A 10,657-nucleotide genomic window follows, 5' to 3' on the forward strand; every position below is an offset into this window, starting at 1 on the left:
GGTGGCTGGGCGCGTTTGGCAAAACAAAAGGGCCGCGGATCCCGGTGTGGGTTCCGCGGCCCTGGAAGGTGCCGACCTGATCATGCCGATCAGGCTGGATCTCTCCAGGGTTCAAGGCCACGGAAGGCCCACTTTTCCTGCTGCTTGCGGTACTGCTTCGGGGATCCGGCACCATTGGGAGCCGCGACGGCAGCGGTGGGTGCCGCTGCCTGGATCGCCACTACCGCCGGTGCCTGGGTCGGTCGCTCGTTGACCTCGTTGACCTGGAGGGATGCCAGGAACGCGGGACGGGCGGCGGCGTCGGCGGAAACCCGGCCGAAGCCGGACAGACCGGTGCCCTGGTGCGAGGAGCCGAGCGTGCAGGCGGCGACGACCGAAAGATCGGTCATCTTGGTCTCCATGAAGCTGATCACTGGTCTCGCCTCCTCTCGGCGTCTCGGGGGGCCGGTCAAACGGCCCAAAGCTTGTTCAGTACAGCACGGATCCAGCGGTTCCCGGAAGGCCCGTTGTCTCCGTGTTCCGAAGGCTATGGGGATGCGCTCCGCACGCGCAAACTATTTTTCCGATGACTTTCCGGGATCGGGTTCGACCCCTGTGGCGTTCCCTTCCCCAACGTCCTCACCGGGAGCTTCGCCGGGCTGACCGGGCAGGCCGGACGGTTCCTCCCCCGCGCACAGGGCGAGGACCGCGTCCCCGAACCGGTGCAGCTTGCGGGAGATCACCCCGGGGATGGCGGAGAGCTCCGACGCCGTCCCCGGCGCCGCCTCCGCGATGGCCAGCAAGGTCTTGTCGGTGAAGACGCAGAACTCCGGCTGCCCCATCTCCCGGGCCTGCTCCGCGCGCCAGTCGCGCAGCCGCTCGTACAGCGCCTCGTCCAGCTCCGAGGGGCAGTCCTCGCAGCGCATCAGCTTCATCTCGCCGGCCTGGGTCAGCGTCCTGCGGCAGACCCGGCAGCGGACGGTGCCCCGCGCCGTGCGACGCCGCGTACCGGCCGCCGGCCCCAGGCCCGCGACGGCGCCGGAACCCTCGCCCCGCTCCAGGCCCCCCGCGATGCCCCCGGCCGTGCGGCGGGCCGCGGCCCCCGAGCCCGGCCGCAGCCCGTCCAGGAAACGGCTGGGGCGGCGGGAGGCACGGCCGCCCGGCGAGCGGGCGAGCGACCAGGACAGAGACAGGTGACGGCGGGCCCTGGTGACCCCTACATAGAGGAGGCGGCGCTCCTCCTCTATCTGCTCGTCGGTCCGGGCGTAGGTGATGGGGAGCATGCCGTCGGTGAGGCCGACCAGGAAGACGGCGTCCCACTCCAGGCCCTTGGCGGCGTGCAGGGACGCCAGCGTGACGCCCTCGACGGTGGGCGCGTGCTGCGCGTTGGCCCGCTCGTCCAGCTCGGCGACGAGATCGGCGAGGGTGGCGTCCGGCCGCGCCCCGGCGAACTCGTCGGCCAGCCGGACCAGCGCGGCCAGGGACTCCCAGCGATCCCGCACCGCGCCCGTACCGGCCGGGGCGCGGTCGGTCCAGCCCTTGGTGCTCAGCACCGCGCGCACCTGGGAGGGCAGGTCCACGGCGTCGTCGAGCAGGGCGTCGTTGCCGCCGAAGCGGGCCGCGCTGCGCAGCGCCACCCCGGCCTCGCGCACCTCGGGCCGTTCGAAGAACCGCTCGGCGCCGCGCAGCTGGTAGGGCACCTCCTGATCCCCCAGCGCCTGCTCGTAGAGCCCGGACTGGGCGTTGACGCGGAAGAGGACCGCTATCTCCGCGGCGGGGACGCCGGAGGCGATGAGGTCGCGGACGCGCCGGGCGACGCCCTCGGCCTCGGCGGGCTCGTCGGCGTACTCGGTGTAGACCGGCTCGGGGCCCGCCGGGCGCTGGGAGACCAGCTCCAGCCGGTGGTCGGCGGCGCGGCCCCGGGCCTGGGCCAGCAGGCCGTTGGCCAGGTGGACGACCTGCGGGGTGGAGCGGTAGTCGCGGACGAGCCGGACCACCGTCGCGTCCGGATGGCGGGTCCGGAAGTCGAGCAGGTGGTCCGGGGTGGCGCCGGTGAAGCTGTAGATCGTCTGGCTGGCGTCGCCGACCACGCAGACGTTCGGCCGGTCGCCGAGCCACAGATCCAGCAACCGCTGCTGGAGCGGGCTGACGTCCTGGTACTCGTCGACGACGAAGTGCTGGTACTGGGAGCGGACCTGATCGGCGATGTCGTGCCGGTCCTGGAGCACGCCGACCGTGAGCAACAGCACGTCCTCGAAGTCGATCATGCCGCGGTCGCGCTTGAGCTGTTCGTACGTGGTGTAGATCTGGGCGATCTCGGCAGGGTCCCGCGGGGGCTCGCGGTGGGCCTTGGCGGTGGCGGCGGCGTAGTCGGCGGGCACCGTCTGGGTGACCTTGGACCACTCGATCTCACTGGTGACGTCGCGCAGCTCGTTGCGGTCCAGGCGGAGGCGGCAGCGGGCGGCGGCCTCGGCGACGAACTGGGCCTTGCGCTCCAGCAGGCGCGGCAGCTCACCGCCGACGGCCTTGGGCCAGAAGAACTGGAGCTGGCGCAGGGCGGCGGAGTGGAACGTGCGGGCCTGGACCCCGCCGGCGCCGAGCTGCCGCAGCCGGCCGCGCATCTCACCGGCGGCGCGCGCGGTGAACGTGACGGCGAGGACGCTGGCGGGCTGCAGGATGCCGGCCCGCACGCCGTAGGCGATCCGGTGGGTGATCGCCCGGGTCTTGCCCGTGCCGGCGCCGGCCAGCACGCAGACCGGCCCGTGCAGCGCCGTCGCGACCTCGCGCTGCTCGGGATCGAGCCCCTCCAGCACCGCGTCGGCGTCCCGGGGCGGCGCCGCGTAGGGCGATTCCGGGGTGGCCTGCGGGAAGAGGGTGGAGTCCGTTGCTGCTGTCACTCTGCCATGCTGCCAGGTCGGCAGAGGCGGCCGGGAAAGTTGTCCACAGGCGGTGGCTCGCGGTCGTACGAATGTGCACGGACAGTGGTGGGGGACGGCTTCGCCCACTCTGTCGCGCGGGGGCTCGCCCACTTCGCCGTGCGGGGGATCGTTCACTTCGCCGTGCGGGTCGCGTCCGTTTCGCTGTGGGCCTCCTCCGGCCCCCAGCTGCGAGGAGCCGCTCCCCCGGGCCCACGGACGGCGACGGGCCGGAGCCCGCGGCCGTCCGTCCGCGCGGACTGCCGACGGCCTGCCGGGCGGGCCGGGCCCCCTGTGCAGGCGGTCGTGCACGCACGGTCGCGGGTGGCGGGAATGGCCGGGGCCCGTCGGATGTTCTTCCAGTGCACGGCGGCCGAGCCGTGATGATCGGGGTGGCGGTCCGCGTCGCCGCACGTCATCGCGGTCGTACGGCGTTGGCGCCGCTCGTCGGGGACGCGTACGCGCGCGGCCGTCGGCGAGTGCGCGGCCGGGCAGGAAGAGCAAGGACCGTGATCCCCGGATCACCACGGACAAGAGGAGCGCCGAACCCATGGCAGGCACGGTGACGATGTACAGCACGACCTGGTGCGGCTACTGCCGTCGACTGAAGACGCAGCTCGACCGCGAGGGCATCGCGTACACCGAGATCAACATCGAGCACGACCCGGAGTCGGCGGCGTTCGTGGAGACGGTGAACGGCGGCAACCAGACGGTCCCGACCGTCCAGGTGGTCCCCACCACGGGCGGCGAGGCGGTGGTCATGACGAACCCGAGTCTGGCCCAGGTCAAGCAGACACTGGGCGTCTCGAACGCGGCGTGACGGGCAACGACGCGCGGGACGGGTGTTTAGGCGCCCGGACACCCCGTCGTGCCGGGAGAGCCCGGCAACGTCAGGGAAGGCCCCGGGGTCGCGAGGGTACGTACGACGCGCGATGCGCCGCGTACGGACGTGCCGTCGCGTCCCCGGGGCCTTTTCGTGTGCCCTGTCGGCTTCGTGTGCCCTGTCGGCCTCGGGTGCCCTGCCGACTTCGGGTGCCCTGCCGACTTCGGATGCCCTGTCGGCCTCGGGTGCCCTGCCGACTTCGGGTGCCCTGTCGGCCTCGTTGCCCCTACGGGCCTGGTGGGCCCTGGCGCTTCGCGTGCCCCTATAGGTCTCGTGCGTCCCTATGGCCTCGTGCGCCCTATGGGCCTTACGGCCTCGGCAGCGGCTTGCCGTACCAGAGTTCGATCAGGCGGGCCGCGATGGAGATCCCGTACGGAGGCAGCACCTCGCCGGATTCGAAGGCGGCGCGCAGATCCTCCCGGGAGAACCAGCGGGCCTCCTCGATCTCCTCGCCGTCCACCTGGATCTCGGAGGAGGTGGCGCGCGCCATGAAGCCCAGCATCAGGCTGGAGGGGAAGGGCCACGGCTGGCTGGCGACGTACTCGACCTCGCCGACCACCACCCCCGCCTCCTCGTAGACCTCACGAGCCACCGACTGCTCCAGGGTCTCGCCCGGCTCGACGAAGCCCGCGAGGGTGGAGAAGCGGCCCTCGGGCCAGTGCACCTGGCGGCCGAGCAGCGCGCGGTCCTCCTCGTCCGTGACCAGCATGATCACGGCGGGGTCGGTGCGCGGGTAGTGCTCGGCGCCGCAGGCCGGGCAGCGGCGGATGTGGCCGGCGGCGGCGATGACGGTGCGTTCGCCGCAGCGCGAGCAGAAACGATGCAGCCGCTGCCAGTTCTCCAGGGCGACCGCGTGCACCAGCAGCCCGGCGTCGCGCGGCGAGAGCAGCAGCCCCGCCTCGCGCAGCCCTGCCGGGCGCGCGGACTGGTCCATGCGCCCGGGGAGGGAGTCCTTCTGGAGGGCGAAGTAGCGGATGCCGTCCTCGTCCGTGCCCAGGAAGTACCGGTGCGCCTCCGTCATGGGCGCCTCGAAGGACGGCGTCATGATCAGCTCGGTGCGGCCGTCGGGGGTGTCGTCGATGAGCGCCTGGCCTCCGGAGACCACGAAGACGCGCGTCGTCGGGTGGCTCCAGGCCGCGGCGAGCCACGCCTCGTCCAGGCGGTGGTGGGCGGAGCGGTCGATGCCGCTCGGCACGCTGAAGGTGAGCGGCCGGTCGGCTTCGTGGTCGGTCCAGGTGGTCACTGCTGTTTCCAACTCCCCCTGTGGCGTAGGTGTCTGCTGCGGGTGCGCGCGGGTCGGGACGGCGGTACGGGCACGGGTCAAGCGGTGCGCCAGTTCTCCGCCAGGTCGCCCCACAGGTACGCGGCGGTCTCGACGCCCTTCATCAGGAGGTCCAACTCCACCTTCTCGTTCGGCGCGTGCCAGCCGTCCGAGGGGATGGAGATCCCCAGGAACAGCACCGGCACCCCGAGCACGTCCTGCAGGTCGGCGGCGGGGCCGGAGCCGCCCTCACGGGTGAAACGGATCTTGCCGCCGAACGCCCGGCCCATGGCCCGTACGACCGACTGGAGGGCCGGGTGGCCGAGCGGGGTCAGGCAGGGGCGGGTGGCGCCCCAGAAGGTGATCTCGTGGCGGATGCCCTCCGGGAGGCGGGCGGCGACCCAGTCGCGGAAGGACTGCTCGACCTTGCCCGCGTCCTGGCCCGCCACCAGGCGGAAGGACAGCTTCAGCCGGGCGGACGACGGGACGATGGTCTTCCCGCCGGGGCCCTGGTACCCGCCGCCGATGCCGTTCACCTCGGCGGTGGGGCGCGCCCACAGGCGCTCCAGGGTGGTGTGGCCCGCCTCGCCGAGGGTGGCGTGCGAGTGCGCCGTGCGCAGCCACTCGGCCTCGTCGAAGGGCAGCTCGGCGAACAGCTCGCGTTCCTCGTCGGTGAGCGGCACCACCCCGTCGTAGAACCCGGGGACGGTGACGCGCCGGTCCTCGTCGTGCAGCGCCGCGACCAGGCGGGCGGCCTCGGTGGCCGGGTTGGGGACGGCGCCGCCGAACGAACCCGAGTGGATGTCCTGGTCCGGGCCGTACAGATCGACCTGGCAGTCGGTGAGGCCGCGCATGCCCGTGCACACCGTCGGGACGTCCTTGGACCACATGCCCGTGTCCGAGACGATCACCGCGTCGCACGCCAGCCGGGCGGCGTGCCGCTGTATGAGGTCGGGGAAGTGCGGCGAGCCGGACTCCTCCTCGCCCTCGATGAGCAGCTTGAGGTTCACGGCGGGCGCCGTGCGGCCGGTCGCGGCCAGGTGTGCGCGCACGCCGAGGGTGTGGAAGAAGACCTGTCCCTTGTCGTCGGCGGCACCGCGGGCGTACAGCTTTCCGTCGACGACCTCCGGCTCGAACGGGTCGGTGCGCCAGCCGTCCTCCCGGGCCGCGGGCTGCACGTCGTGGTGACCGTAGACGAGGACGGTGGGCGCGTCCGGATCACCCGAGGGCCACTCGGCGTAGACCGCCGGGGCGCCCGGTGTCTCCCAGACCTCGGCGACCGGGAAACCCGTGGCCGTGAGCTTGGCCGCCAGCCATTCGGCGCTGCGGCGCACGTCCGGGGCGCGGTCGGGGTCGGCGGACACGGACGGGATGCGCAGCCACTCGGACAGCTCCGCGAGGAAGCCGTCGCGGTGGTGGTCGATGTACGTGCGGACGGCGCTGTCCGGGATCGAGCTGCTCATACCAACGAGCCTATCCGGCTTCCCCGGGCAGGGGATCAGGGGTCTCGTGCGACTCGTTCGTCACACCTGTCCGGGGGGTCACTTCGCTTCCGCCGGGTGTTTCCGTTCCGTCGGGTGCGCGTCTTTGGCCGGGCGCGCCTTTCCTGCCAGGTGCGCCTTTTCCGTCGGGTGCGCCTCTTTGGCCGGGCGCGCCTTTCCTGCCAGGTGCGCCTTTTCCGTCGGGTGCGCCTCTTTGGCCGGGCGCGCCTTTCCTGCCAGGTGCGCCTTTCCTGCCGGGCGCGCCTTTTCTGCCAGGTGTCCCGGTCGTCTCCCGGCCGGGCTTCGCGTCCGTCCCGTCCGCCCCGTCGGTCCCTTGTGTGTCGCCGAGCAGGACGCGTTCCAGTTCGGCCCGCCCGGGCAGTCCCTCCGGACGGACCACCTCGCCGCTGCGGACGTGCAGGAAGACGGCGTCCACCGCGGACGGCGGGACGCCGCGCTGCTCGGCCCAGCCCAGCCGGTACAGGGCGAGCTGGAGGGGATCGGCGGTGCCGGACCGGCCGGTCTTCCAGTCGACGATCTCGTACCTGATCCCGTCGGGGCCGCTGACCTTGTAGACGGCGTCGATCCGCCCGCGGATCACCCGGCCGGCGAGGACGAGCTGGAACGGCGCCTCGACGCGGTACGGAGTGCGGTGGGCGTACGGGGTGCGGGCGAACGCTTCCTTGAGCGCCTCCAGATCCCGTTCGTCCGTGATGCCGTCGCCCGGCTCGGCTCCGCCCCCGGGCAGCGGGCCGTACTCGTCGTCTCCGCCCGGCAGCTCGTCCGGGCCGAGCATGGGCAGCGTCAGCTCCTCGAAGCGGGACTCGACCCAGGCGTGGAACCGGGTGCCCCGGCGGGCCCCGGGCTGCGGCGGGCGCGGCATGGGGCGGGCCAGCTCCCGCGCGAACCCTTCCGGGTCGGCGGCCAGCCGCATCATCTGCGACGCGCTGAGCACCGGCGGGATCGGCACCTCCCAGACGGTGGCGCGGGCGCGGCGCAGCTCGTCGGCCAGCGCGTCCAGATCCCGGTCCCAGGACGCCACGGCGCGGCGTTCCTCGGGGAGCAGGTCGTTGCCGGGCCGCGTCTCGGCGGGGGCCTCGTCGTAGGGATCATCCGAGGCGTCCAGCTCGTGAGCGTCGTACGGGGACGGGGACGGGTGAGGGTTCGCCGGGTCGTGGGGCGGCTGCTCGTCCTCGTCCGCCGCGTGCTCGTGCGGCGCGTGTCCGTGTGCCGCGTCGTCCTCCTGCGGCACGTCTTCGGGCAGCTCGTGGGCGTGCGCCTCCTCCGGGAGGGGCTCGTACGCGTACGGGTCGTCGTCGTACGGGGCCTCGAAGGGCGGCTCGTCGTCGTACGGCTCGCCAAAGGGAGGCTCGTTGTCGTACGGGGCCTCGAAGGGCGGCTCGTCCTCGGGGGGCCAGGGCCAGTCCGGGGAGTCGGCGAGCGCGGCCGGGTGCCCGGTGCGCGGCCCGGGCGCGTCCGCGGCCGGGTGCGGGGCGTCGTGGGTGCTGCCCGCGGGGCCGGCCGGGGCGGTGGACGGGGAGAGCAGGGCGTCGAGGTGGCGGCGGACCGTGGCGGCGGCCTTCCGGCGGCGGGCGGTGGCCGTCGGGTCGAGCGGCAGCGGCCAGTCCTGTTCGGCGACGGCCTCTCGCAGGGCCGGGTTCTCCTCGTCCTCCTCCGGGGGATCGGCCCAGGCCTCGATCTCGCCGTGGCCCGCCTCGCAGTGGGCGCGCAGGGCCTCCAAGAAGGACGAGGGGCCGCGCGGCCTCTTCTGGTCGGGGCCCCACCAGTGGCCGGAGCCGAGCAGGAGGGAGCGCGGGCGGGTGAACGTGACGTAGCCCAGGCGCAGCTCCTCCGTCTCCTGGTGCTCCTTCATCGCCTCCTTGAAGGACTTCAGGCCGCGGCTGCTCCAGTCCTCGACGTCCGGGAGCGTGGCGGCGTCGCCGCGCAGGCCGTGCGGCAGCACCTTGGGCTGGGAGATCCACGACTCGCGGGCCTGCTCGCTGGGGAACTGCTTGGTGACCAGGCCGGGCACCGCCACCACGTTCCACTCCAGGCCCTTGGACTTGTGGGCGGTGAGCACCTTGACGGTGTCCTCGCCGCCCGGGAGCGAGCTGTCCAGCCCCTTCTCGTACTGGACGGCCGTGCGCAGGAAGCCGAGGAAGGACAGCAGCGTCGCCTCGCCGTCCAGGGCCGCGCCGCCCTGCTTGGCGGCGAAGGCGGCGGCGACGTCGAGGAAGTTCCCCAGGGTCTCGCGGCGGCGGGCCGCCAGGGCGTGCGGGGACGCGGACAGCTCCACCTCCAGGCCCGTGGTGGCCAGCACCCGGTGCAGCACGTCCATCAGCGGGTCGGCGAGGGAACGCCGCAGCTCGCGCAGTTCCGTGGCGAGGCGGGCGAAGCGGACCCGCGCCTCCGGGGAGAAGGGCAGCTGGTCGTCGGGGTGGCCCTCGGCCTCCAGGAAGGTGTCGAGCGCGTCGGCGAGGGAGATCGCCTCGGCCGGGTCCACGCCCTCCACCGCCTCGGCCAGCCGCCGCTCGGGGTCCTCGGTCCGGCCCGGGCGGTGCACCAGCATGCGGGCCCGGCGCCCCAGCAGCGCCAGGTCCCGGGGGCCGATCCGCCAGCGCGGCCCCACCAGGAGGCGCACCAGGGCGGCGTTGGCCGTGGGGTCCTGGAGCACCTCGCAGACGGCGACCAGATCGGCGACCTCCGGGAGGTGCAGCAGCCCGGAGAGGCCGACGACCTCCACCGGGATCTCGCGTGCGACCAGCTCGCCCTGGATGCGGGCGAAGTCGCCCGCCGTACGGCACAGCACCGCGATCTCGCCCGGTGGCGTCCCCGTCCGCACCAGGTGGGCGATGGAGTCGGCGAGCCAGGCCATCTCCTCGGCGTGGGTGGGCAGCAGCGCGCAGCGCACCACGCCGTCGCGCTCCGCGCCGGGGGCCGGGCGCAGCGCCTCCACGCCCTCGTGCATCGCGCGCAGGGGGGCGGCGAGCCCGTTGGCCAGGTCCAGCAGCCGGCCGCCGCTGCGGCGGTTCTCGCTGAGCGCGTACCGCCGGGCCGGGGTGCCGTCGGCGAAGGGGAAGTGCGCGGGGAAGTCGTCGAGGTTGGCGACGGAGGCGCCGCGCCAGCCGTAGATCGCCTGGCAGGGGTCGCCGACGGCGGTGACGGCGTGGCCCGTGCCGCCGCCGAAGAGGCCGGACAGCAGGAGCCGCTGGGCGACGGAGGTGTCCTGGTACTCGTCCAGGAGGACGACCCGGAACTCCTGCCGCAGCAGGTCGCCCACCTCCGGGCGCGTCATCGCCAGCGTCGCGGACAGGGCGATCTGGTCACCGAAGTCGAGCAGGTCGCGGCGGCGCTTCTCGCTCCGGTAGGCGCCGACCAGCTCCAGCAGCTCGCGGCGCCCCTCGGCGGTCTCGGGGACCTTGCGCAGGTCGGCGTTGGAGAGCTTGACGCCCTCCAGGGTGGCCAGCAGCTCGGTGTCGTACGCGCGCAGCCGCTCGGGTTCCACCAGGTGCTCGGCGAGCTCGCCGTCCAGCGCGAGCAGGTCCTCCACCAGGGAGGGCAGCGACTTGGTCAGCGCCGGATACGGGCCGGGCGCGGCCCGCAGCACCCGGGCGGCGAGCTGGAAGCGCGTGGCGTCTGCGAGCAGGCGGGCCGTGGGCTCCAGGCCGATGCGCAGGCCGTGGTCCTTCAGGAGCTGCCCGGCGAAGGCGTGGTAGGTGGAGATGCGGGGCTCGCCGGGGACGTGCTCCTCCTCCGGGCCCGCTCCCCGCCCGTCTGCGAACCCTCCTTCTGGGAACGCGCCTCCCGGCTCGGTGACGCCGGCCGCCTCCAGCGCCTTGCGGACCCGCTCGGACAGCTCTCCGGCCGCCTTGTTCGTGAACGTCAGCCCGAGGACCTGCTCGGGCGCGACCTGCCCCGTCCCCACCAGCCACACCACCCGCGCGGCCATGACCGTGGTCTTGCCCGACCCGGCCCCGGCCACGATCACCTGCGGGGCGGGCGGCGCTGTGATGCAGGCCATCTGCTCCGGGGTGAACGGGATGCCGAGGAGCTGCTTGAGCTGCTCGGGGTCGGTGATGCGAGCGGACACAACAAAAACCGTACCGGGCACCACTGACAACTCCGGGCCGTCCGGCAA

The 10,657-nt window shown here is 73.5% G+C and carries 6 protein-coding genes; 1 reads left to right on the forward strand and 5 read right to left on the reverse strand.

The annotated features are described in order from the left end of the window. Nucleotides 1-89: 89 nt before the first annotated feature. Together ABZX96_RS30590 and ABZX96_RS30595 are read right to left on the reverse strand one after the other, a co-directional pair. A complete protein-coding gene (locus ABZX96_RS30590; protein WP_355550641.1) occupies nucleotides 90-413 on the reverse strand; it encodes a hypothetical protein in 324 nt (107 codons plus the stop codon). A gap of 141 nt (nucleotides 414-554) precedes the next feature. Next, nucleotides 555-2,876, reverse strand: a complete 2,322-nt coding sequence (locus ABZX96_RS30595; protein ID WP_355550643.1) for an ATP-dependent DNA helicase UvrD2 — start codon at nucleotides 2,874-2,876, stop codon at nucleotides 555-557. A gap of 568 nt (nucleotides 2,877-3,444) precedes the next feature. On the opposite strand from ABZX96_RS30595, the gene ABZX96_RS30600 reads away from it, so the two are divergent. Then, nucleotides 3,445-3,714, forward strand: coding sequence for a mycoredoxin (locus tag ABZX96_RS30600; RefSeq protein WP_355550645.1), 270 nt, complete (start codon nucleotides 3,445-3,447; stop codon nucleotides 3,712-3,714). Nucleotides 3,715-4,084: 370 nt separating this feature from the next. Here ABZX96_RS30600 and nudC read toward each other — a convergent pair whose 3' ends face one another. From nudC to ABZX96_RS30615, 3 genes are all read right to left on the reverse strand, one after another. Continuing rightward, nucleotides 4,085-5,020: an NAD(+) diphosphatase gene (gene nudC, locus ABZX96_RS30605; RefSeq protein WP_355550646.1), complete on the reverse strand. Its 936-nt coding sequence runs from the start codon at nucleotides 5,018-5,020 to the stop codon at nucleotides 4,085-4,087. 77 nt (nucleotides 5,021-5,097) lie between these two features. After that, nucleotides 5,098-6,501, reverse strand: a complete 1,404-nt coding sequence (locus ABZX96_RS30610) for a dipeptidase (protein WP_355550648.1) — start codon at nucleotides 6,499-6,501, stop codon at nucleotides 5,098-5,100. A 10-nt stretch (nucleotides 6,502-6,511) separates the two neighbouring features. Beyond that, entirely contained in the window at nucleotides 6,512-10,609 is a 4,098-nt protein-coding gene (locus ABZX96_RS30615) for a UvrD-helicase domain-containing protein (protein ID WP_355550650.1), read from the reverse strand. Nucleotides 10,610-10,657 lie beyond the last annotated feature (48 nt).

This window comes from Streptomyces sp. NPDC003077, assembly GCF_040611095.1.
Taxonomy (GTDB): domain Bacteria; phylum Actinomycetota; class Actinomycetes; order Streptomycetales; family Streptomycetaceae; genus Streptomyces.